General features: G+C 38.4%; 19 protein-coding genes. 14 read left to right on the top strand and 5 right to left on the bottom strand.

The genetic code is table 11. From position 1 onward, the window contains the following. Positions 1-60: 60 nt before the first annotated feature. Positions 61-1,353, top strand: coding sequence for a phosphoribosylamine--glycine ligase (gene purD, locus LS482_RS08975; protein ID WP_233031445.1), 1,293 nt, complete (start codon positions 61-63; stop codon positions 1,351-1,353). Positions 1,354-1,523: 170 nt separating this feature from the next. On the opposite strand, the gene LS482_RS08970 is transcribed toward purD, so the two are convergent. Beyond that, positions 1,524-1,754, bottom strand: coding sequence for a DUF6341 family protein (locus tag LS482_RS08970; protein ID WP_233031444.1), 231 nt, complete (start codon positions 1,752-1,754; stop codon positions 1,524-1,526). 179 nt (positions 1,755-1,933) lie between these two features. On the opposite strand from LS482_RS08970, the gene LS482_RS08965 reads away from it, so the two are divergent. Next, entirely contained in the window at positions 1,934-2,860 is a 927-nt protein-coding gene (locus LS482_RS08965) for a DUF6427 family protein (protein WP_302849400.1), read from the top strand. Between the two features lie 6 nt (positions 2,861-2,866). On the opposite strand, the gene upp is transcribed toward LS482_RS08965, so the two are convergent. After that, on the bottom strand, positions 2,867-3,526 hold the full coding sequence (gene upp, locus LS482_RS08960) for a uracil phosphoribosyltransferase (RefSeq protein ID WP_233031442.1): 660 nt from the start codon (positions 3,524-3,526) through the stop codon (positions 2,867-2,869). 241 nt (positions 3,527-3,767) lie between these two features. Here upp and LS482_RS08955 point away from each other — a divergent pair, with 241 nt between their 5' ends. From LS482_RS08955 to LS482_RS08910, 10 genes are all read left to right on the top strand, one after another. Then, on the top strand, positions 3,768-4,529 hold the full coding sequence (locus tag LS482_RS08955) for a cytidylyltransferase domain-containing protein (protein WP_233031441.1): 762 nt from the start codon (positions 3,768-3,770) through the stop codon (positions 4,527-4,529). Beyond that, positions 4,526-5,563: an N-acetylneuraminate synthase family protein gene (locus tag LS482_RS08950; protein ID WP_233031440.1), complete on the top strand. Its 1,038-nt coding sequence runs from the start codon at positions 4,526-4,528 to the stop codon at positions 5,561-5,563. The genes LS482_RS08955 and LS482_RS08950 overlap by 4 nt, the downstream gene beginning before the upstream one ends. 22 nt (positions 5,564-5,585) lie before the next feature. Continuing rightward, complete coding sequence (locus LS482_RS08945) at positions 5,586-6,119, top strand: 3-deoxy-D-glycero-D-galacto-nonulopyranosonate 9-phosphatase (protein WP_233031439.1); 534 nt, start codon at positions 5,586-5,588, stop codon at positions 6,117-6,119. Positions 6,120-6,152: 33 nt separating this feature from the next. Then, complete coding sequence (locus LS482_RS08940; RefSeq protein ID WP_233031438.1) at positions 6,153-7,460, top strand: lipopolysaccharide biosynthesis protein; 1,308 nt, start codon at positions 6,153-6,155, stop codon at positions 7,458-7,460. A 4-nt stretch (positions 7,461-7,464) separates the two neighbouring features. Then, positions 7,465-8,520 carry a polysialyltransferase family glycosyltransferase gene (locus LS482_RS08935; protein WP_233031437.1) on the top strand — a complete coding sequence of 352 codons (1,056 nt, stop codon included), beginning with the start codon at positions 7,465-7,467 and terminating at the stop codon, positions 8,518-8,520. Next, positions 8,520-9,716 carry a glycosyltransferase family 4 protein gene (locus LS482_RS08930; protein ID WP_233031436.1) on the top strand — a complete coding sequence of 399 codons (1,197 nt, stop codon included), beginning with the start codon at positions 8,520-8,522 and terminating at the stop codon, positions 9,714-9,716. Before LS482_RS08935 ends, LS482_RS08930 begins: the two co-directional genes overlap by 1 nt. Then, positions 9,706-10,878: a hypothetical protein gene (locus LS482_RS08925; protein WP_233031435.1), complete on the top strand. Its 1,173-nt coding sequence runs from the start codon at positions 9,706-9,708 to the stop codon at positions 10,876-10,878. Before LS482_RS08930 ends, LS482_RS08925 begins: the two co-directional genes overlap by 11 nt. A gap of 448 nt (positions 10,879-11,326) precedes the next feature. Continuing rightward, positions 11,327-12,226, top strand: a complete 900-nt coding sequence (locus LS482_RS08920; protein WP_233031434.1) for an O-antigen ligase family protein — start codon at positions 11,327-11,329, stop codon at positions 12,224-12,226. Continuing rightward, complete coding sequence (locus LS482_RS08915) at positions 12,223-13,275, top strand: glycosyltransferase family 4 protein (protein WP_233031433.1); 1,053 nt, start codon at positions 12,223-12,225, stop codon at positions 13,273-13,275. Before LS482_RS08920 ends, LS482_RS08915 begins: the two co-directional genes overlap by 4 nt. After that, positions 13,272-14,399, top strand: coding sequence for a glycosyltransferase (locus tag LS482_RS08910; RefSeq protein WP_233031432.1), 1,128 nt, complete (start codon positions 13,272-13,274; stop codon positions 14,397-14,399). The genes LS482_RS08915 and LS482_RS08910 overlap by 4 nt, the downstream gene beginning before the upstream one ends. 4 nt (positions 14,400-14,403) lie before the next feature. On the opposite strand, the gene LS482_RS08905 is transcribed toward LS482_RS08910, so the two are convergent. Both LS482_RS08905 and LS482_RS08900 read right to left on the bottom strand, forming a co-directional pair. Continuing rightward, entirely contained in the window at positions 14,404-15,075 is a 672-nt protein-coding gene (locus tag LS482_RS08905) for a hypothetical protein (RefSeq protein WP_233031431.1), read from the bottom strand. Positions 15,076-15,311: 236 nt separating this feature from the next. After that, positions 15,312-15,692 carry a hypothetical protein gene (locus LS482_RS08900; RefSeq protein ID WP_233031430.1) on the bottom strand — a complete coding sequence of 127 codons (381 nt, stop codon included), beginning with the start codon at positions 15,690-15,692 and terminating at the stop codon, positions 15,312-15,314. A gap of 470 nt (positions 15,693-16,162) precedes the next feature. Between LS482_RS08900 and LS482_RS08895 the strand changes: the two genes are divergently transcribed. Continuing rightward, the gene (locus LS482_RS08895) at positions 16,163-20,653 is read left to right on the top strand and encodes an excinuclease ABC subunit UvrA (protein WP_233031429.1); all 4,491 of its coding nucleotides are present in this window, start codon (positions 16,163-16,165) and stop codon (positions 20,651-20,653) included. A gap of 129 nt (positions 20,654-20,782) precedes the next feature. Here LS482_RS08895 and LS482_RS08890 read toward each other — a convergent pair whose 3' ends face one another. Then, on the bottom strand, positions 20,783-21,004 hold the full coding sequence (locus LS482_RS08890; RefSeq protein ID WP_233031428.1) for a CopG family transcriptional regulator: 222 nt from the start codon (positions 21,002-21,004) through the stop codon (positions 20,783-20,785). A 562-nt stretch (positions 21,005-21,566) separates the two neighbouring features. Here LS482_RS08890 and LS482_RS08885 point away from each other — a divergent pair. Then, a complete protein-coding gene (locus tag LS482_RS08885) occupies positions 21,567-22,673 on the top strand; it encodes an arabinan endo-1,5-alpha-L-arabinosidase (protein WP_233031427.1) in 1,107 nt (368 codons plus the stop codon). The last annotated feature ends 498 nt before the right edge of the window (positions 22,674-23,171 follow it).

The following is a 23,171-nucleotide window of genomic DNA, read 5'->3' as shown; positions in this document are numbered from 1 at the left end:
ATCTCCCTTAATCCCCCCAAAGGGGGGAGATATTCGGTCCAACAATAAAACCTCATACAAATGAACATATTAATACTGGGCGGTGGCGGAAGAGAGCACACCTTTACCTGGAAAACAGCACAGAGCAATAAGGTTAAACGGTTATTTGTAGCCCCGGGCAATGCAGGTACGGCCGGAACAAAACTGGCTTCGGGTGAAGCAGTTACCAATGTGGACATAGCGGTTACCGATTTTGACGGGATCAAAGCGCTGGTACTAAAAGAAAATATAGATATGGTGGTTGTAGGCCCCGAAGATCCCTTGGTAAAAGGGATACACGATTATTTTCTGAACGATCCCGAATTGCAGAATGTAGCTGTGATCGGTCCGCAAAAGCTGGCGGCACAACTGGAGGGGAGTAAAGAGTTTGCCAAGGAATTTATGAACCGTCACGGCATTCCTACTGCGGCCTATCAAAGTTTTACCAGGGAGCAACTGGAAGACGGATTTGCCTTCCTGGAACAACTCGAACCGCCATATGTACTTAAAGCCGACGGGCTGGCGGCCGGGAAAGGAGTATTGATATTGAATGACCTGGAGGAAGCGAAAGCAGAGCTTAAAAACATGCTGGTGGAGGCCAAGTTCGGTGATGCCAGTGCCAAAGTCGTTATCGAGGAATTTTTGAGTGGCATTGAGCTGAGCTGTTTTGTGGTTACGGACGGAAAGCACTACCTGACGTTGCCCATGGCAAAAGACTACAAAAGAATAGGAGAGGGCGATACCGGGCTGAACACCGGTGGTATGGGAGCCGTTTCCCCCGTGCCCTTTGCCGGTGAAAGCTTTGTAAATAAAATAGAAGAACGCATTGTAAAACCTACGATTTCCGGGTTACAGAAAGACGAACTGCCTTACAGGGGATTTATCTTCATAGGGTTGATAAAAGTAGGAGAAGACCCTTATGTGATTGAATACAACGTACGTATGGGCGACCCGGAAACGGAAGTGGTACTGCCCAGGGTAAAAACCGATCTGGCGGACATTTTTGAGGCTGTGCAAACCGGAACACTGGACAAGATCAACCTTGAAGTCGACGAAAGAGCGGCTGCTACAATAATGGCGGTTTCAGGAGGGTATCCCGAAGCTTATGAAAAAGGCAAGGAAATTACGGAGACAGCAACTATTGAGGATTCCCTGGTCTTTCATGCGGGCACTGCCCTGAAAGACGGCAAAACAGTGACCAGCGGAGGCCGGGTTATTGCCGTTACTTCTTATGGAAAGGATTTTAAGGCCGCACTGCAAAAGTCCTATCAAAATATGGAGAAACTGCATTTTGACAAGATGTATTACCGGAAAGATATCGGGTTTGACCTGTAAGAAACAGAAAGGTGTCCGGAAAATAAGTTAAAACTGTCATTTCGGGCGCAATCGAGAAAGAGCCGGACTGAAAATAAAGCCTCTCGACTGCGCCCGAAGTAATAGCTATAAAGAAGAATCACTTTTCAGGTATCTTCTTCGATTATAATCAATGCTTTGGATTACCTGTCTTATTTTAAGAAAGAGTGCGCAGAAATGCTTTTGTCCTCTTCCCCGGCATCGTTGAATTTTTTGAGTTGAAGTATCCAGTATACGATAGCTACCATACATATAATAATAAACAACCAGTTCAGGGTGTTTGCCGCCCACCAGTTCTCCAACTCTACCTCACGCAGCCAGTTGAGAGGTGCAAAGAGAATATCTTCAAACAGGTACTGAATGCCTTCAAAAAAATCTTTCATGTGTTTATTTTTATTATTTTTTCAACGGTCACATGTAACCTTTGATGACTAAAATAATCGTTAGACACTAAAGCGATGATTATTTCAGTCATATCGGTTTCATCGCTAAAAGATAAAAGTTATACTATATTTACGCTGCAAATTTACATTTTTTACATTGTAAAATATAAAAACACGAGATGATTTCCAGTTTTTTTAACCGTGCAAAACCCATAAATTTTTTATTGATCTCCCTGTATATGGGTTTTTTTTATTGGATAACACAATTTTATCTCTATGATACGGTGTGGAATGTTCCCGTATTTTTCTCCTGTTCCGTGTTTTTTTTCGTGATACTTTTCAGTGTTTTTATTGTCAATTTTATTATTCGTAAAAATGCACTTTGCGAGGGCAATTCATATGCAGTGCTGTTGTATGTACTGTTTTTATGCCTTTTTCCCCAGATATTCAGAAGCACAGAAATTGTAATGGCCAACTTTTTTGTATTACTGGCTTTGCGCCGGGTGATCAGCATACGGTCGCTTATACAGATAAGGCAGAAAATATTCGATGCTTCTTTGTGGATATGCGTGGCTTCCCTGTTTTACGAATGGGCCCTGTTGTTTCTCATAGTGGTGTTCGCCTCAATAATTGTTTATCGCCTGGGCGATTACAGGAACTGGCTGGTTCCTTTTGTAGCGATGTTCACCGTGGCCATCCTGTTGTTTACTTATGCCATCTGGTTTACCGGAATGGACTGGTTTGTGGAAATTTTTCGGTTTTCCGTGAATTTTTACAGCATAAAAACCAAAACGATAGGGTTTATTCTTCCCATGGTACTAATTGCATTTTTCAGTTTGATCTCCCTGGTGGCTTTTATGGCCAATTACAAGGCAAAGCCCTCGGTGGTACAATCCGCTTTGCTCCTCGTGGTCATTGCCCTGTTTGCAGGTGCGGGGATAGCAGCTGTTTCGAACAACAGGGAAAGCGATGAGGTGGTTTTTGCCTTTTTCCCGGCTTCGGTACTCATCACCAACTATCTGCAACTCATTTCGAAGAGATGGTGGAAAGAATCCGTACTGTGGTTGTTTCTGATCCTCCCTGTATTGCTGTTATTTGTTTCATAAGTAACGTTAATGCTGTAACTTGGTGCCGTAGGCCAGGTCTCCCGCATCCCCCAGTCCAGGGACGATATAGCCTTTCTCGTTAAGTTCATCGTCAATGGCCGCGATCCACAGATGTGCCTCTGAAGGAAAATGCTGTTCTGCCTGTGCAATTCCCGGTTGGGCACCGATAACGGCAAGAAGGTGGATTTCCGCCGGAGTTCCCAGCTTTTTCAGGCTTTCATAGACTGAAATAAACGATTGCCCGGTAGCCAGCATCGGATCGGCCAGCAACAACGTCTTGCCTTCGAGGGAAGGGGAGGAAAGGTATTCGACCACGATCTCAAAATCATCACCATTTCCCGTATGATGCCGGTAGGCCGATATAAAGGCATTCTCGGCATGGTCGAAGTAATTGAGGAGTCCGTTGTGAAAAGGGAGTCCTGCACGGAGTATAGAACAGATAATAATTTCGTTTGTAATAAGGGGGATATGTTTTTCCCCCAGGGGAGTGACGACGGTTTTATCCCGGTAAGACAGATTTTTACTAAGTTCGTACCCCAGGATCTCCCCGATGCGCTCCATGTTTTTACGGAAACGCATACGGTCGGCCTGGGTGTTGCGGTCCCGGGATTCGGCGATGAAATGTTTCAGTATGGAATTCTGTGCCCCTATATGGTGTATATTCATGTGGGATGGTATTTTGTATCTGTTTCAAATGTACAAAAATGTACGGAGCAGGGCCGGGCGGGACAAGCTGAAGGATTCTCCTTTGTACTTTACGGGATTATCGTACTTTTGCGCGGATAGTGTATTCTTTATGAGAAATTTTGGTTTTTGATAAAAGAGGTTTGTTCAAAGTTTAAGCAACGATTTTAGAAGTGAAGTATCTCTATTTAAAGATATAGAAATAAAAACGAAGAAAGGTTTAATGGATTTACTAAAAACATCTTTGGGGATTATTGTGCAGGCCAGAAGTGGTTCTTCGAGACTACCCCGAAAAATGACAAATTGTTATTTTAGGAATATACCTTTGATAGAATTTATTTTGAAAAGATTGATAGAGGAGGTAAAAGGACCTAAAATTATTTTGGCTACAACTGATACTCCTAAGGACGATCCGTTAGTGGAAATTGCTAAGAATTATACAAAATTGATATATAGAGGAGATGAAGAGAATGTATTATTACGGTTTATTTTGGCTGCCGAAAAATATAATATTAAGCATATAGTAAGAATTTGTGCTGATAATCCATTTATTAATACAGATTTAATACTTGAACTTATAAATGAAGCAGATTCTCAGGTAGATTATGTATCTTATCGAATAGGAAAAATTCCGTCAATATTGACACATTGGGGTTTGTTTGCGGAATATGTTACATTGGATTCTCTGAAAATTGCATTTCAAAAGATAACAACCCCTGCTCATATGGAGCATGTAACACAGTACATTTATCAAAACGAAAATATTTTTAATGTTAAATGGTTAGAAATTAATAATTTAAGTTTTAACAGAAATGATATACGCTTAACTTTAGACGATAAAAATGATTATAATAACCTGATTCAAATTTTTAATAAATTGGGGAGTAATGATTTCAATGATATTCAATCTATAATTTCAATAGTTGATTCTAATAAGGATTTACAAGCGAAAATGATCAATCAAATAAACACACATACAAAATGAATACTTATATTATTGGAGAAATAGGACAAAACCACAATGGATCTGTCGATATAGCTAAACTTTTAGTTGATTTGATAAACAGAAATGTTAAAGACGAAACCTTTGGCACAGAATATAAGGGGATGAATGCTGTAAAATTGACTAAAAGGGACCTCCGGTATGAATTGAGCGAATCACAAATGAATAGACCATATAAATCTCCTCATTCATTCGGTAGAACTTATGGAGAACATCGCGAAAAATTGGAATTAAGTAATGAAGAACATCATGAGGTTTATAAGCATGCTAAACAACACGGATTAGATTTTGTTGAAACATTGTGTGCCCCATCTTGTCTGTCTATTTTAAAATTGTTTACTCCTGACTATTTAAAAGTTGCCAGCAGGGACCTTACGAACCTTCCTTTATTAGAAGCGATGGCAGAGACTAAGATTCCGATAATAGTATCCACTGGGATGGCGGATCAATCCGATCTGGATGAAGCCTTAAAAACAATAAACAGATACCATAATGATATTTCCATTCTACATTGTGTTTCTGAATATCCTACTAAACCAACGAATGTAAATTTACGTACTATTACTTTTCTTTTGGAAAATTATAGTGAATATATGATTGGATATTCTGACCATACCATAGGTATTTCAGTTCCGGTTGCCGCTGTTGCATTAGGATCCAGAATTATAGAAAAACACATTACTATAGATAGAAGAATGAAAGGAACGGATCAGGCCGGGTCATTGGGGCCTGAGGGTGTTTATCGAATGGTAAGAGATATTAGGTTAATAGATGAGTCCTTAGGAGAGAAAAAAATATTTCGAGTGGAAGACGTACAGAATTCCCGTGTTAAATTGGAGCGCTCCATAGCTACGATCAGAGATATGAAAGCGGGAGAGTTAATTACAAAAGATGATATTCATTTGTTATCCCCGGGCGATGGTGTTAAATGGAAGGAAAAAGGGAATCTTATAGGTCGAAAACTGGTCAGGGACATGCATAAAAATGAGATCATATACCCGGATTTTATTATTTGATCGTTTTTACACAAGTGAACTAATGAAATTTAATAAAATACCTAAATTAATAGCGACTGATATTGATGGAGTCTGGACAGATGCAGGGATGTATTATGATCAGTCGGGTAATGAATTAAAGAAATTTAATACATATGACAGTGCAGGGGTATTATTTGCAAAGAAAGCAGGGATTCCAGTGGCTATTTTAACGGGAGAAGATACTAAAATTGTTGATAGAAGGGCTAAAAAATTGAATGTTGATTTTTTATTTATGGGAGTGAAAAATAAATTGGATCATTTAAAGGATTTATGTTCTGATTTAAAAATATCACTGGACGAGGTGGCTTATATAGGTGATGATATTAATGATATACAGGTATTGAAAAAGGTTGGCTTTTCTTCGTGCCCCTCCAGTGCCCCTAAATATATTCAGGAGATAGTGGATAAGGTTTATTTCAAAAAAGGGGGGGAAGGTGTATTCAGGGAATTTGTAGAAGACATTTTGAATATCAACAGTTTTAAGGATATTGATAATCTTTTGTCCAACAGAGAAGACCAATATTTCAATCAATGATTAAAAAGCGATAAGACGTTGTCTGGGAAATTTATGAATAGTTTTTTTCATAAGAGTAAGCAAGTTTACAGAACTATTTTATCCAATGATTTATCCAAAATCGGGTTTATTTATGTTCTAGGTGAAGTATTAAATAAAGCCATCCCATTCTTGATCCTGCCGATTATCGCACGTTATTTATCAACTTCTGAATATGGCATAGTAAATAATTATACGGTATTAGTTGCTATTCTTTCGGTTTTTACAGGGTTGTCCGTTCATGGGGCACAATCTGCTAATTATTACAATCAAACTGTTGAAGACCGAAAAAAGTATCTCTTTGCACTTATTACTATTTTGAGTTTTTCATCTTTTGTAGTATTTGTTTTCGTCTTTTTGTTTAAAGATTATATCGTAAGCCTGATTGAACTTCCTCCAATGTGGATATTATTGGCCGTATTTCATTCGTATGCCACTTTTTTAACCACTTTGAACCTGGATTTATGGCGATTGGAGGAAAAGGCTGTTTCTTATATAGTATATGATGTGTTGCAGGTATTACTTAATGTAGGGCTATCCCTATGGTTTGTGGTTTCCCTAAAAATGGGGTTCTCTGGACGAATTTTGGGGGTATTTGCAGCTGTGTCCCTTTTTGGTATTTTGAGTTTTTTCTTTTTCTTTTTCCGTAAAAAAATCAGTCTGGAATGCCGAAAGACAGACCTGAAAGATGCTCTAAGATTTGGAATTCCCTTAATTCCCCATCAATTAAGCCAATGGATCCGTACAGGTCTGGACCGTTATGTTATTACAGCGATGATTGGAACTTCGGTAGTAGGGCTTTATGCTACAGGATATCAATTTGCCTTGGTTTTAATGGTATTGACTACAGCCTTTAACAAAGCCTATACGCCTTATTTGTATAAAACCCTATCAATTATTGATAGGGATTCTGATCCATTGATACTTAAAAAGGAATTAGTAAAAACAACATATTTTTATTTTGGAAGCATATTGTGCATATGTGTATTTTTATATATTGTGATTTTGTGGATAGTACCTTGGTTACTACCTGAAAATTATCAGGATTCTCTTAGATACGTATTTTGGATTTTATTGGGAAATGCTTTTCACGGATGTTATTATATGGTTGTAGGTTATATTTTCTATGTTAAAAAAACAGCCGTCCTGGCCAAGATAACTTTTCTGAGTTCTTTGTTACATTTAGTATTACTTTTCCCCTCTTTAAAAATATTTGGTAGTTCAGGTGCCGCTTATGTATATGCTTTCTCTGCACTTGTAATATTTTTATGGGTGTGGTATTACAGTAATAAGGTATATCCAATGCCTTGGAAAATAAACTGAAAGAATGACAAATAAAATATTTGGATTAGGTATTGCAGCTTCACCTTTGCAGGTTATCAATATTTTTGAGGCAAGCGATTACTGGAAAACGGAAAACTTATGCCTGATTCTTTTCACAGAAGGAAATGATCTTAATAAAAAACAAATAGAAGAGGTTTTGACCTGTTTGAATTTTAAAGGAGACGTACACTGGGTTTTGGATGCTTTAGATATAAAAGGAAAAATAGAGCAAATAAAGACTTTTTTGAAATTAAAAAAGCAAATAAAGACTTCGTCATTTTACAAAAGAAAAATAGAATATCTATTCATCGGACACATAAGTTCTATATATCATTGTAGTATTGCCAGTTTATTCTCAAAAGCAGATAAAATTTATGTTGATGATGGAACAGGGAGTATTTATGATATAAATTTTATCAATAAGAAAGGGTTTCATCGTTATGAGAATAAAATAAAAAATAAGTTGTTGTATCTTTTTATAGGAATTAAGCCTTTTCCTATCCAATCTCAATATCTGTATTTTACGTTTTATTATGATCAATTCCCCAAACTTAACTCCCATCTTAAGTTATTCCCTAATAAATTTTCCCTAACACGAAGGATTGGTAAAAAAAGTGATGTAGATAGTAAAGTCGTAGCTTTCGTAGGGCAAAGTATGGTAGATTTAAAGATTATTTCTTCTGAGGATTACTTGGACATGCTGATAAAAACGAAAAATTATTTCGAAGAGAAAGACAGAGGTATTGCCGTAACTTATTATGCTCATAGGAATGAATCTGATGAAATTTTGGATATGGTCAGGGATAAATTGCAGTGGGAAGTAGTTAGGAATGATTTGCCATTGGAACTGTATTTTCTTTTTAATAAGAGACCGGCAAAGCTAGGACTGTTTTTTTCATCTGTAAGCCAAACGATTTCTATGATTTTTAAAAAGGACGAAATGGAAATACTGGCTTTTAAGATCCCTCAAAAAATATTGAAATATAGAAATAAAGAAATTGAAAAGGTTTATGGTGAGATCGCTTTAAATGATCGCATCGAAGTAATTGAAGAGCTTTAATGAGAATATTAATAATAAATACCCTGTATCATCCATATAAAGTAGGAGGTGCCGAGAGATCGGTACAAGCTTTGGCAGAAAACCTGGCAGATAATCATATTCTCGTTGGGGTTGTAACACTTGGAACAGAAAAAGAATCTTATGTATTAAATGGGGTTAAAGTATGGCGCCTGAAAATGAAAAATCTTTTTTGGCCATTTTCCGGGAAAGACCATTCGGGTATCCAAAAATTCTTTTGGCATGTAAATGATATTAATAATAAAAGATATAAAAACGAACTACAAAAGATATTTGAAGAATTTAATCCTGATGTGATCAACACAAATAATTTGGCTGGATTTTCGATTAATATATGGGAGTTGGTCAAAGCAAACAACCTGAAAGTCATTCATACTTTAAGAGATTATTATTTACAATGTCCTAAAACTAATAAATTTAGGATCAATGTTTCCTGTGTTAATCAATGTTTGGAATGCAAAATCCTTTCTTGGCGCAAGAAAAAAGAATCCAGGAAAGTAGATGGCCTAATAGGGATAAGTAATTACATATTGCAGGACCATATTAAAAGAGGATATTTTAAAAATGCTGAAAAAAGAATTATTAACAATGGTTTTGTAAATTATCATCAGCAAAAGCGGGAAGTGAAATTTGAAAAGAAGAATAAAATTAATTTTGGATTTATAGGGCAAATAAATAAATCCAAAGGAATTGAGTTGTTGCTCGAAAGTTTTTCGAGACTTAAAGATAAAGATAACTGGAGATTATTTATTGCAGGAAGGGTTGATGAGAACTATAGAAATGAACTGGCTAAATATTTATTTTCAGATCAATTGACCTTTTTAGGGTATACAGAAGCGAATGATTTTTATAAAAAAATAGATGTACTTGTTGTTCCGTCTATTTGGGAAGAGCCCTTCGGAAGAGTTGTAGTTGAGGGATTGATGAATAGAGTTGTAGTTTTGGGAAGTAAAAAAGGAGGAATTCCCGAGCTGTTTGAGGAAGAAAATCGTTCTTTTCTGTTTGCACCTGATGTTGAGAATTTAACCTTATTATTAGATAAAATCCTATTGGATCCCAGTATTTTGAATGACTTTAAGTTTACAGAGGATCATAGAAACAAATTTTCTATAAAAACCCTTGTAGAGCAATACAAGGAAGTTTTCAATCAAATAACAGCAAATGCCGATGAAACTTAAGTTACATAATCTATTGTTTTTCGGTGTTTTAATACAGGTTATTTCTACACAGGGGATAATTACTTTTAATTTCTTTAAACTTTTTGGAATATGGCAATTGAAGTCTGTGGTTCATTTCTTAGGGGTTCTAATAGTCATGACATATTTTTTGGCGAATATTTTGAAAAGGCAAAAACTTACCATTTCTGAGGTTGATATCTTATTTTTTGCATATTTATTTATATCCCTGATACTACTAATAGTCAATGCAGATAGTATCTCCGGGTTTTTAATTACCTTTAGAGAGGTATTTCTTGTGTTTATCTTGATTCTTGTATATAAACAGGCCCCGATTCCAGTTTTTTTGTGGAGGAAGATTTTAAAGTGGATATACATATTCGTCCTGTTGAATATACTCTTTATTGGGCTGACATATATTTTGGGACCAGAAAAGTACATGGAATTATTAACCGGAAGGTTTGTATGGCCCTTTGATCCTGAGTATAAGTTTAAAATCAGTAATTTTTATTCCTTTTGGAGAAGTCCTGGCCTAGTGGGAGAAGCTGCTTCGTTAGGATATTTCGGCATACTTGCATATTTTCTTTTTGAAGAAGATGAAAAATTTAGGAAAAGAAAAATATACCCTTTGCTTTTGGCAATATTAAGTATTGTACGGAGTGTCTACTTAGTGCTTGTTATATATTTTATTATCAGTTTTTTATCAAAAAAAGAGAATATAAGAAAAATTCAGTTAACGATGCCGTATGCCCTTCCCTTTTTGCTAATTCTTTTAATACCCATGCAGAGGTATAATTTGTTTTCATTCAAATCGATAATAATTAGAATAAACCATTGGTTGGATGATATTGATTTGAAATTCAACTGGTTGACAGGGGGGGGTATAGGGAAGGCCGGAGCGGCAGCTAATGAAATGGGATTTCTGGCTACACTGGATAATTACTGGTTATTAATGCTGATCTCTATAGGGCTTTTGGGTATAATGCTTATATTGTTATTTATTTATGAAAAATCCATAAACCGTAGAAAACTAAGGATTATTTTATTTGGTTTTTTTTGTACTTCTTTTTTTATAACAATTACCCAAAGTATATCTTTTTTAGTGCTTTTCCCTCTATTATTTTTGCATAAACAGGAATCTTTAATGAATGGTGTTAATCAATAACAACTCTTTATTTAAAAGAGATATATTAAATCTCATACTATTATATCTCACTTATTTATTGGCTTTGTTTCCTATTCTGCCATATGGTATACGGAGTGTAGGTACTATCGCATGGTGTATTGCTGGAGTTACGCGTTTTTTTTATAGGGATAAGAAATATGGCCACTTACCTTCTTATAAAGAGAGGAAACATCAGTTGATATTGTTATGTGGTACTATTCTGCCATTTTTGTGCCTGATCATTTCATTGTCGTACTCTCAAAATTTATCAGAAGGAATAAACAAACTTGTTCAAATGCTGTCGCTATTCGCGTTTCCCCTGGTTTTTTATTTAAACCGGGATGCGTTCGATTATAAACAGATAAAGAATATTGTCTTGTTGTTTTGTATTGCTGTGATTATGCTGATTTTGTACCAAATAGTATTTTCATTATTTAACATCAATTTCTTGCTTGGCGAATTGAGTGCATCCGAAATAAAAAGGAACAATCTCTCCAGCTTAGAACACATCAATAAAGAAACTGTTTCTAAAATTAAATTAAGAAGGTTCAGAAACTTTGTTATAAAGCTGGTAGACACCCATACTACCTATCAAGGGTGGTGGGTGTCTTTTGTCTTGTTCGTAATTTTAAAAAAAGTATTTGTAGGGACTAAAATACGGTTTGTAAGAAAAACGCTTTTGCTATTATTGGGAGTGTTGTTATTTGTTTGGTTATTGTTATTGTCAGCAAGAATGCCTTTGTTTGCCTTCTTTGCAGCTTCTTTTCTTGCATTATTGTTTTTTAATACATTAAAGATAAGAACTTACATTTTCGTTGCAATAGCTTTTTTTTCAATAGCTTTGAGCAGTTATTTAATATTTCCGCCTTTAAAAATAAGGATAGATGAGATTTTAGCAACGAAATTTGAGCTGCCAAGCGATGGCAATGATATCGAAACATATAATTCCATTAATGTCAGGAATGGTGTGTATTATTGTTCTTTTGAGGTTATAAGGAAAAATTTTTTATTTGGTGTGGGTATTGGTGACTCCCAAGAAGAACTTAACACCTGTTATAGAGATAAGATTGGTGCCAAGATATATACATGGACTACTTATAATAGTCATAACCAATTCTTATTTTTTATGGTAGCTTCGGGTGCAATAGGTCTTATCTTTTATCTGGTTTCCCTATGTTTACAGGTTAGAATGTCAATAGGATATAAAGAGAACCTGTATTTCTTTTTTTTAATAACAACTATTCTCATATCTATTACGGAGAACATCCTTGCTAGATCCGATGGAGTAATATTCTTTTCATTTTTTAATGCTTTATTCTTATTTAATTCGAAATATTTACAAAAATGATCGTTATAAATGCCAGATTTTTGACCCAACCAATAACTGGAGTACAAAGGTTTGCGGTTGAAATATCCAAAATCCTTAAAAAGGAATTAGGAGATAAAGTACAGTTTGTTACCCCTCCTTCAATTCTTCATAATAAACTGGCAGCGGAATTAGAAGCAAAGAAAATAGGATATAATAAAAGTCATATATGGGAACAAATTGATTTATACTCGTATTTGTTGAAAAATAATAGCCCATTGTTGATCTCCTTTGGATATACTGGTCCCTTACTATATAAAAGACAAATCATTTCCGTCCATGATATGGCATTTAAATATTATAAGGAAACCTTTTCAAGAGGTTTTTCCATGATTTACAACTTTATGGTCCCTAAAATTGCTAGAAGGTGTTTGCATGTTTTTACCGTAAGCAATGCTTCAAAGAAAGACATCTGTAAGGAATTAAAAATATCTTCGGAGAAAGTATCAGTAGTGTATAATGGACTTACAGAAGTTTTTAAAAAAGAAGCTTTAAATAGTAATCGCATAAATCAGAAGGAAAAATATTTGTTAACTGTATCGTCCCATCACCCCAGAAAAAACTATCAGAGGTTGATAAAGGCCTTTTCAGTAATCAAAGACAAGTCTCTAAAATTATACATTGTTGGGAATAAAATATCCCATTTTTCGGATGAATTAGGCAACAGTTCGTCCGATTATAATGGTAGGATTAAATTTTTGAGTAATGTGACTGATAAAGAACTAGTATCGTATTATGAAAATGCCTTACTTTTTGTTTTTCCTAGTCTTTATGAAGGGTTTGGAATTCCTGTTATTGAGGCTATGAGTAAGGGACTTCCCTGCGTTATTTCTGATATCCCTGTTTTTAAGGAGATAGGGGATGAGTCGGTGATTTATGTAGATCCAAACAACGTAAATTCTATTGCAGATGGCATAGAAAGAGGATTAAAGTTGGAAGGAAAGCGGATTACATATCAAAAATTGGATACATTTAACTGGGAAAACAGCACAGACGTAGTAATCGAAATCATAAATAAATACAAGAATTGAACAAAAAAATTAAAATAGCTCATGTTTTACATGCTGTTGGAGGGGTCGATGTTTATTTAAAACTAGTAACTGAAAATATAGACCCTGATAGATTTGAAAATGTAATAGTTTATCAACAGGATGGTTCGAAAAAAAAATATGTTGACCGTAATGGAAAATCATTAAAGGAATATAAAATCCCGGTACAGAGGGAAATCAATGTTTTTAAAGATTGTGTAGCGGTAATTAGAACGGTTAAAATTCTTAAAAAGGAAAAACCACATATTATCCATGCCCATAGTGCAAAAGGAGGAATCATAGCCAGGGCAGCGTCTTTATTTTACAAAGTCAATGTATTGCATACGCCTCATGCCTATTCTTTTTTAAGTGCAGAAAGTCGTTTCTTGAAACGACTGTATTTGTTTATCGAAAAAGTATTTAAAAACTTTAATTCTATTCTTTTAGCTACTTCCGAATCGGAAAGAAGAAGAGGAATAGATGAAGTAAAATATAGCGAAGAAAGAGCCCTTAGGTTTGATAATTCCATTTTTCCAATAGATAATACCAGGGATGTAAATGTTATCGAATTACCTGACAAGTATTTATGTACCGTTAGCAGGCCCTCATATCAGAAAAATGTGGAAATGATGGTTTGGGTGGTTCATGAACTAAAAAGAAAAATACCAGATATCCATTTGGTAATAATGGGAGTCGGGGAATATAGTCCCAATAAAGAGAATATTATACAGCTTATTGAGAATTTAGAACTTACTGATAATGTTACTCTGATTAAATGGATGGAAAGAGACAAAATTCTTTCCGTAATTAAGAAATCTTTACTATACATCTCTACTTCAAGATATGAAGGATTGCCCTATTCCGTTATAGAAAGTCTTGCGCTTTCCAAGGCTTGTGTTGTGACAGATTGTGATGGTAACAAAGATTTGATCGTTCATGAATTTAACGGTTTTCTTACTGATGTTGAAGATGTAAAAGGAATGGTAAAATCCATTGAAAGATTATATTTCGATGACCAATTAAGAAAGCAATTTGAAAAGAATGCATTCACGCTATTTAATGAAAAATTAAATATGGAAAAAAATATCTCCGAACTGGAAAAAATATATACTGACCTTTCCTTATGATTTGTTATTTCCATTCTAATTCCCCAATCCTCCTTTCCATTTCCTCCAGCCGTCCCAACAGCTCAATCTGGTACAGTGTCAGTTCTTCGATTTTTTTCAGGAGCCGCATATTCATATTCCCGAGATCAATACCTTCTTTTTCTATTTCTTTTGCAGAGGGAATTTCGGGTAAGTGTTTGTACATTTCTATATATTCCTGTACTTCTTTTAAAGGGTGGAGTTTATAATCCGGTTCAAACACATAGTCGGGTACGCTGATATTGGCCAGTACTTTTACTTCCGTTGCCCGTATTTGGCCTTTTACGGCAAGCTTGGATTGCGGATTTGTAGTCCCGATACCCACATTGCCATTGGCTCTTACCGTAAATAAATCGGCACCGGAAGTCATATCCCCGAGGTAGTTCATTGTTTTTACAATAAAAGCATTTCTCGAATGGGCATACATCCAGATTATTGGAGAAACAATATTGTTGCCGTCTACAATACCGAAACCTGCGTGTGGATTGGAATAACCGAGCAGATTATAAGCAGTTCCGCTATACCCGGTATTCATCCAGTTGTCAAATGTTGCATTGGAATGGGTTCCTGTAAAAGCATGATTTCCGCCGGCATCCCCGGTGGATATAATGCCTTCTTCCGTAATTTGACCATAGGTGTGAATCAGACTAAAAAACAAAAGGAAAAAATAGGGTATATTTCATTTTATATTGATTTTTATACTTACAAAGGTTTTTTCTTGACTAAGAATGGCTGTTTTTGCCATCAGATAACTTTTAAAAGGTTCCTGAATAATGTACACTCTAAACTTAACATGTTTTATGATTCAGCATTATTTCCTGTTGCTTCAACAGGCTCCGCTTTTATCACCTCCACGGTCTGACTTTTTCATTCCTTCACCGATTACCCGTACTATTAATTTATTTTAGGTATAAGGTCTGCCCACTGCGCAAAGACAAGTATTAACCAAACAGCACCAAAAGCAATCCATAAAACACCTTCACCTATACCAATTATCCTAAGTCTTTTATTTGGTATCTGATCCCTGAACTGTTTTACAATAAGCCTACGAAAGAAATAAACAGTGACGCAAAATATAACAGCAAGTATTATCAAAAAAAGTATCATAGTCCTAATTATTTTATTAGTTACCTGTATCTTAAATTTTAAAACAAACCGCAATAGTTTATTTTCAGCTTGTTGCCCAACACACAAATATACACAATTAACTATTTCAGTTACGTAGGAGCGTAAACCCCATAAGGCATCAATATTTAAAGGATTCCAAAAGAGCATACAAACGCTTTTATACGATAGGCCTTCGGAGGACCAGTTTGGTCTTGAATCTTGCAGTTAATTTTCTTCGTGTCATATCAGTAAATTTAAGTTTCTTTTTCAGAACTTAACTTACTGTCCTTTTCTTGGGAGATGCTTAAAAGCAATCTTTCCGCAAGGAATTTCTAAAGAACCATGAGGTGCTATGCTAATTCTGTAGTAAAGCTCTTGTTCTTTCAAAATAAGTGCTGCTCTTGGAGTTCCCTCTGCCTGATAAGAGAGCGTTGCTGTAATCTTCCCTAAAATTAGCTACGATTATTCATGTAGTTCTATTTTGGTGGTTGTGATACTGTAGATCAGTACTTTTTTAAAAACGCAATTGAAAAATAACCGCGTGTTTTTGACAAAAAAGGCATTTTTTTAGCCAATTGAATTCTTTTTAAACACGCTCTAAGTACCTTTGCCACTTCTATTGCAAAAGAAGGTTCTACATGCGCATTCAAAACGCCTACCAAAACAATCTTAAGAATATAGCTTTAACAGTCCCGGAAAACCAATTCATTGTGGTTACAGGACTTTCCGGTTCGGGGAAATCTTCCCTGGCCATGGGAGTGATCGGGAATGAAGGCTACCGGTATTTTTTAGAGAGTTTGCCGGCTTACAATCAACAAAATGCAGCTTCGATACCAACAGCTTCGGTAGATGATATAGCCGGGCTTCCGCCGGTGATCAAGGTAGAGCAATCCAGGCGTTTTCAATCGATCAATGCTACGTTTGGGACCTTATCCGAGTTGACGCCCATTTTTCGAATTTTGTTCGCCCGGTACTCCGCAGCAGAAAGCATGAGTAAGTCCCTGTTTTCGTTCAATCATCCCAAAGGCGCTTGTGAGGAATGTCGCGGAATCGGTGAAGCCGAATATATCGATACAGCTAAACTGGTGGGAGACGAAACCAAAACTTTACGCGAAGGAGCTATTGTAACCACCTTGCCCAACGGTTATATCGTGTATTCGCAGGTTACCGTTGAGGAGTTGAACAAGGTTTGTGAAGCCCACGGATTTAATGTAGATATTCCGTGGAAAGACCTGACTCCCGAACAACAGGAGGTGATCTGGAATGGTAGTGAACGTATACAGGTGTACTACGGAAAGCATAGTCTGGAATCGCGCCTGCGCTGGGAAGGTTTTAAGGCGAAACCCCGTGAAATAGGTTATTACAAGGGAATTTTGCCTATTATGAGCAATATTCTCCGGCTGGACCGGAATCCGAGTATTCTCCGGTTTACAAGTGCTAAAATCTGTCCCGGTTGCCGGGGTGCACGTATCAGGGCCGAACATTTGAAGTATCGATGGAAAGGATTGAATTTTCAGGAATGGATGGAGTTGCCTTTGCAGGAATTGTACAATAAACTCCGGGCAGGGAAGTACCGGGCAGGAGAGCAGGTGCTGGTAGACAAATTGTGCACCCCGTTATACGATTTGATCCGGTTGGGGATGGATCATTACCGTTTGAGCACGCCGAGTATGGATATTTCCAGTGGAGACGGGCAACGCATCAAACTCATTAAACAGGTAAACAGTAGTTTACAGGGGATTTTATATGTTTTTGATGAACCTTCTATCGGATTGTCACCGGCCTATCAGCAGCATTTGTATGGCATTTTACGACGTTTGATCAGCCGGGGAAATACGGTAATGGTCGTAGAGCACGATTTGAATTTGATTCAGCAAGCAGATTGGATTATAGAATTAGGCCCAAAAGCCGGGATTCATGGTGGGGAGGTGATCTTTAACGGTAAGCGGACAGCCTTTCTCCAGGCAGAAGGTATAGCGAGCCCGACATTGGCCGAATTGCGTTCTCCCGCACAAAATTCGAACAGCGAACGGCAACAGCTTTCAGAAGCAGACTTTCAGCCGGCCGCACAAAGTTTATCGGTAGTAAGCAGAAAAACAGCTGCCGTATTAGATGCGATCAAAGCCTATGGCAAAGAACAGGCACTGCAATTACGCACCGTATCCGATCAACCGATAGGAAAAACGCCGCGCAGCAATCCGGCGACGTATACGGGAATGGCCGATAAGATCCGGGACCTGTTGGCAAAAACCGATGAAGCCGGGACATTGCAATTGAAGAAAAGCGCCTTTTCTTTTAATAACAAAGCAGGACGTTGCCCGCGTTGTGAAGGAGCAGGGGTTATTACCCTTTCGATGAGTGTTATGGGAACCATTAATCAAACCTGCCCCGAGTGTAACGGGAAACGTTTTAAGCCGGAAGTCCTTCAGGTACATTGGAATACTAAGAACATCGCAGAAATTTATGATCTCAGTATAGCAGAAGCGTATGATCTCTTTCGGCATGAAAAGAAATTATCCGGAATTCTGACTTTGATGCTGCGTTTAGGTTTAGGATATATCAAACTCGGGCAACCGTCCAACACATTAAGCGGAGGCGAAGCACAGCGTATTAAACTCACCAAGTACTTTGCGAAACCTGCCCAACAAACCATCTTAGTGTTAGAAGAACCGAGTATCGGGCTACACCAGCAAAATGTAGTACAACTGCTAAAGGCTTTGCATCAGTTGAAACACGAAACTTCGGGGATCGTATGTTTTGAGAATCACGCTTTGTTTCAGTCGGGGTGCGATGTATGGGTAAATAATGCCGAAAGTATAGCTGCAGTAAGCGAACGTATTCCCGAACAATCAGCTACTGACACCATTCGTATCAAGGGAGCACGGACTCATGCGTTAAAAGACATTGATGTTACGTTGCCCAAACAACAGCTCACGGTGGTTACGGGAATTTCAGGATCGGGAAAATCTTCTTTGGTGATCGATACCCTGCATGGCTACGGATTACAGGAAATGAGCAAACAATTTTCAAGCTATCAACAAAACAGGGTAGGCGTTGACTATCATTTTGAAGCAGATCATATCACCGGATTGACGCCCAGCATTTGTATCACCCGGAAAGATCAGCAGTTTTCCGGGCGTTCGGATGTAGCCAAACAAACCGATATCGATAAAAGTTTACGTTTTGCCTTTTCGCGTAAAGCACAATACGAAGGCAGGGAATGGTCGGCCAGTCATTTTTCGAATGCGCACGAATTGGGGAAATGTGGTATTTGTGACGGCGTGGGACAAGAATTGCTTCCCGATCTGTCCAAAATAGTGCTGGATGAGGACCTGAGCATTGCCGACGGACTCTTCGAGCACAACAAAGCCTTGTATTACTACGGGCAGGCAGGCGGACAGTATATGGCGATCGTAAGTGAAATAGGAAAGACGTATGGTTTTAATCTGCAAACGCCTTTTAAGGCATTGACCCGGGAGCAACGGGGGGTGATCTTTCATGGAATTCCGGAGAAAACCTGGGAAACGACCTGGACTTTCAAAACCAGGTCACGAGCGGGAACCCAACAGCTAAAGATGGTGTGGAAAGGCTTGTTTACCTATTTAACGGACGAATACTTTCTTACCCGAAAGAACAAAAATATTCAACATTTACGCGCTTTGTTCACTCCGGAAGTTTGTAGTCATTGCCAGGGAAGCGGATTACAACCCCAGCGTTTGGCGGTTACCCTGGGCGGCAACTCCATGCGAGATCTGAAAGCGATGAGTTTACAGGCGTTCGAAGCATGGTTGGTCAATAGTCGGCCAAAAGATGCTGTTGATGCCGAATTGGTAGCAAAATTACATGCGCATTTGCAACATACATTGGAGCGGGCGCGTCAATTGCATATAGACCATTTACAGCTTAACCGAAAGTCGGGCACGTTGAGTGGCGGCGAACAACAGCGGGTTTCGCTCATCAAACAATTAAACAGTCCGTTACAAGGGGTAACCTATTTGCTGGATGAACCTTCGGCGGGCTTATCCCAAAACAATATACCCGATCTGATCGCTTTGCTGAAAACGCTTGTAGCCAAGGGCAATACGGTCATTGTCATTGAGCATCACAAAGATATTATGCTGGCGGCCGATCATTTGGTGCAGATAGGCCCGGGGGCAGGAAGTATGGGTGGTGAAATTACGTTTCAGGGAAGTGCAGCCGCTTACCGGTCTTCGGAAGTATGTCATCCTTATGTAAAAACAAAAAGCAGTGCGGTACGTTTTCGGCAGGGAAAAGCGCATATTCATATAGAAGGCATAGCACGTCACAGTCTCAAAAGAGCACAAATCGATATCCCGGTAGGCGGTATTACAGCCATAACAGGGAAGTCGGGTATCGGGAAGACTACTTTGGTCAAAGAGGTGGTAATGCCAAGTTTACAGCAGCATCGACCTGTATATTGCAAGCGTATTGATTTTCCGAAGCAATATCTAAGTGTACATTATTTTGAACCAAAAAAATTACAAGCGTATAACAGTACATTGCTGGTAGCCTATTTAGATCTGTTAAAAGTGATCACTAAGGTATTTGCGAAGGAAACAGGGGGTAAGGCCGCAGCCTTTTCGTATAAGACCAAAACCAGTCAGTGTACGCATTGTCTGGGAAGCGGTGTCGTAGCCACGAGTCTGGATATAGCTGCCAGGCATATTGAAATTTGTGATGTATGCGAGGGAAAACGCTATCAAAAAGCTGTTTTAGCCTATACCATAGGCGGAAAACATATTGCAGATGTCCTGGCGCTGAACGTTACGGAATTGCTGGATTGGATAGCCCCTTATGCTGGTACAGCTAAGGCAGTACAGCAATTACAGGCATTGCACCATATAGGGCTTTCTCATGTACGGCTCGATCAAACGGTAAAATCACTTTCTTCCGGAGAAAAACAACGTTTGTTGTTGCTCAACTGGTTGCAAAACAAAACGAAAGATCAACTATTAATATTAGACGAACCCGGCATAGGATTGCATTATGCCGATATCGATTTGTTGTACAAGGTATTGCAGCAACTCAGTGTACACAATGATCTTTTAGTGATAGATCACAACCCTTATTTACTGGAAAAGATAGGCGTAGGCGTGGTGTTGGAGTGATGAAATGAAAAGGTTAGGGAAATTTTTGTCTCCCGATAATCCTAACGATCCTAATAGGGTCTTCTACGGTAAAAAAACGGTATCTTTAGATAAGATCTTTTTCTGCCTGGTAGGTTGGAGATACTTCATTTAACCTTTTTTAGCACGCTCTTTGGCGGTTTGCAATATTTCGGTCATGGTTTTGTTTGAAATGCCGCTTTCTTCACCCCTGATCAGTTCATTCCTCGGCCATAAGCGTTCTTTACGGATCAAATCATTGATCGACCCGCTTTTGCTTGAATATTTTTTTTCAAGCTGGTGTTTCATCCAAAGGTCGTTGGGTGCGTTAATTGTTACTGTTTGTCTTGCCATGACGTTAAATTGTGTATGTTTAATACAAACATACACCAAAATAGCACCAAAAAATACCTAACCAAATTTCCGTCGAACGTGGAATTTGCAATGCCTTTTTTTACGGCATACTACAAATCCTCTTTCAATACTTAACCGGGCGGCAGTCGGGGACTTTTAAAAAGTCAAAACAATCTTCATTCCGAATTTTATAAATATGTTCAAATATTTCTCGAAAAATTAAATGATCTTCTTTTGTTGATTTTAAGTGAATTTTGTAAAATTCAATTTTAGGATTTTGTGGCATGAGATAGAAGCTTTCCCTAACACTGTAGCCTACAATTGGATAAGGCTACAGTATTAAGACCATAAAATTGGTAAAACTCAACATTTTTGCTTTGAATTTGGACAAAAGTCCCCTGATGCTGCATTTGTATTCCCTTATTTTACTGTTGAGGAGAAATTATTTACCCGGACTTACATCATGGAGAGTTAACCCTGGACAACACCACTTGTCAGCCGGCCCCTGATGTCCGTTGTAAGCAGAATGTTCCCGTTTAAAAATTAACCAAAAATGCCAATTATGAAAACTTCTCTTTTTGTATTTCTGAGTGTCTGTGCCGTATTTTCGGCTTGTAATTCCGAAGCCGGACCTGCCCAAACAATGTTATCCGTAAATGCTGAACCAACCAGCGAAATGTCTGAAGGAACAGGACTGGTTGGCCTTACCGGCCTGAATGATGCGTCGCGCATTATAAAGTCTGGGGACAAGTATTTCTGGTACTCGACCGGCGGAGGCATCAGAATGAGGTGGACCGCGTCGCCGGAAAGCGGCGTGTGGAACAGCGGACCGGACGTATTTCCCACCCGCCCTGCCTTCTGGGCAGACTACAGCCCCATAAATATGGCCTGGGCCCCTGACATTGTCTATCATGTGATCTCCGGAGAGTACCGCATGTATTATTGTGTATCCAGCCTTGGGAGTACCAAATCGGCCATTGGGCTCGCCACGAACACAACATTAGATCCGGCCGATCCCGATTATGCATGGGTCGATAAGGGAATTGTGATCTCAACCGAGGAAGGCGATCCGTACAATGCCCTGGATCCCTGTCCGGTCCGTACGCCCGAAAACTCATGGTTCCTTTGTTTCGGATCGCATTTCGGCGGGATCAAACTGATCCGGCTTGGCCCGGATGGAAAGAGGCATCCGACCCTGACCAATATGTGGAGCCTGGCCAGAAAGGAGCCCAAGGCAAATAGTGCCATTGAAGCCGCTGCCATATATCCGGGGACCAAAAACGGTACAGCCGGATTCTGGCTTTTTGTGAACTGGGGTACCGGTCTCGGCCACGAGGAGAACGCTACTTACGAAGTTCGTATGGGATGGTCAACCGATATCCGCGGACCATATGTAGACAAGAACGGTACGAATATGTACAACGGGGGAGGAACCGTTTTTATGCCCAATAAACAGACCTTTATCTGGGATAACAGCACCCGTATCGGACGGGGACATATTGGTATTATCAAAGGTGAAAAGCTGGATGGAACGCATCCGGACTGGGTCAGTTATTCCTATTGGCTCGAAAACCCGCCTTCAGGCGAGAATGGCAAGCGGTTCGGGCTGCAACGGTTAAAAGCGGATGCCGACGGCTGGCCGGACGATCGGATTCTGTTTCAGAATTGATGACCGGCTTTTTAACAGGCTCCGGTTTTTACCTGTCTTTGGAAATCCTTTGAACCTTACAAAACACTTAATAGAAACAGATGTCTTTTATATTGTTTTGAATGTCAAATATTTAATTATACGTTGTTTTCAACTTGCAGCCAGCATATAAATATACACAATTCCCATGCATTCACTTATACTCCCCGGGTAGTGTATGGCAAATGCCAAAATTAAATTCCTGCCCGGGTACTAAAAAAGGAAGTGAATAAAACTGCGAATAGTAGATTTTTCATTGAGGTTTTTTCAATAATGTAATATCCCCTTCCCGGTGCATAGTGTTTCGTCCTTTGTTTTATCGGGAGAATATGTCGCTGGTATTTGAAATCCAAACCAAAACTATGAAAAAAAGACCTGACTTTTTGGCTATTGGTAAATGACAAGCGGACTTAGGTATTTTACAACAACTACTTGTATGGAACTCAAAATAGTGATTAGGGATCAAAACTATGTTTTTCA

Origin of the sequence: Sinomicrobium kalidii (genome assembly GCF_021183825.1) — a bacterium.
Classification (GTDB): domain Bacteria; phylum Bacteroidota; class Bacteroidia; order Flavobacteriales; family Flavobacteriaceae; genus Sinomicrobium; species Sinomicrobium kalidii.
This window is presented reverse-complemented; position numbering and strand designations above follow the sequence as displayed.

Excerpts from the sequence above, each read along its gene's own strand:
- purD (WP_233031445.1), top strand. The coding sequence starts at position 61 with ATGAACATATTAATACTGGGCGGTGGCGGAAGAGAGCACACCTTTACC.
- LS482_RS08970 (WP_233031444.1), bottom strand. The coding sequence starts at position 1,754 with ATGAAAGATTTTTTTGAAGGCATTCAGTACCTGTTTGAAGATATTCTC.
- LS482_RS08965 (WP_302849400.1), top strand. The coding sequence starts at position 1,934 with ATGATTTCCAGTTTTTTTAACCGTGCAAAACCCATAAATTTTTTATTG.
- upp (WP_233031442.1), bottom strand. The coding sequence starts at position 3,526 with ATGAATATACACCATATAGGGGCACAGAATTCCATACTGAAACATTTC.
- LS482_RS08955 (WP_233031441.1), top strand. The coding sequence starts at position 3,768 with ATGGATTTACTAAAAACATCTTTGGGGATTATTGTGCAGGCCAGAAGT.
- LS482_RS08950 (WP_233031440.1), top strand. The coding sequence starts at position 4,526 with ATGAATACTTATATTATTGGAGAAATAGGACAAAACCACAATGGATCT.
- LS482_RS08945 (WP_233031439.1), top strand. The coding sequence starts at position 5,586 with ATGAAATTTAATAAAATACCTAAATTAATAGCGACTGATATTGATGGA.
- LS482_RS08940 (WP_233031438.1), top strand. The coding sequence starts at position 6,153 with ATGAATAGTTTTTTTCATAAGAGTAAGCAAGTTTACAGAACTATTTTA.
- LS482_RS08935 (WP_233031437.1), top strand. The coding sequence starts at position 7,465 with ATGACAAATAAAATATTTGGATTAGGTATTGCAGCTTCACCTTTGCAG.
- LS482_RS08930 (WP_233031436.1), top strand. The coding sequence starts at position 8,520 with ATGAGAATATTAATAATAAATACCCTGTATCATCCATATAAAGTAGGA.
- LS482_RS08925 (WP_233031435.1), top strand. The coding sequence starts at position 9,706 with ATGAAACTTAAGTTACATAATCTATTGTTTTTCGGTGTTTTAATACAG.
- LS482_RS08915 (WP_233031433.1), top strand. The coding sequence starts at position 12,223 with ATGATCGTTATAAATGCCAGATTTTTGACCCAACCAATAACTGGAGTA.
- LS482_RS08900 (WP_233031430.1), bottom strand. The coding sequence starts at position 15,692 with ATGCTCTTTTGGAATCCTTTAAATATTGATGCCTTATGGGGTTTACGC.
- LS482_RS08895 (WP_233031429.1), top strand. The coding sequence starts at position 16,163 with ATGCGCATTCAAAACGCCTACCAAAACAATCTTAAGAATATAGCTTTA.
- LS482_RS08890 (WP_233031428.1), bottom strand. The coding sequence starts at position 21,004 with ATGGCAAGACAAACAGTAACAATTAACGCACCCAACGACCTTTGGATG.
- LS482_RS08885 (WP_233031427.1), top strand. The coding sequence starts at position 21,567 with ATGAAAACTTCTCTTTTTGTATTTCTGAGTGTCTGTGCCGTATTTTCG.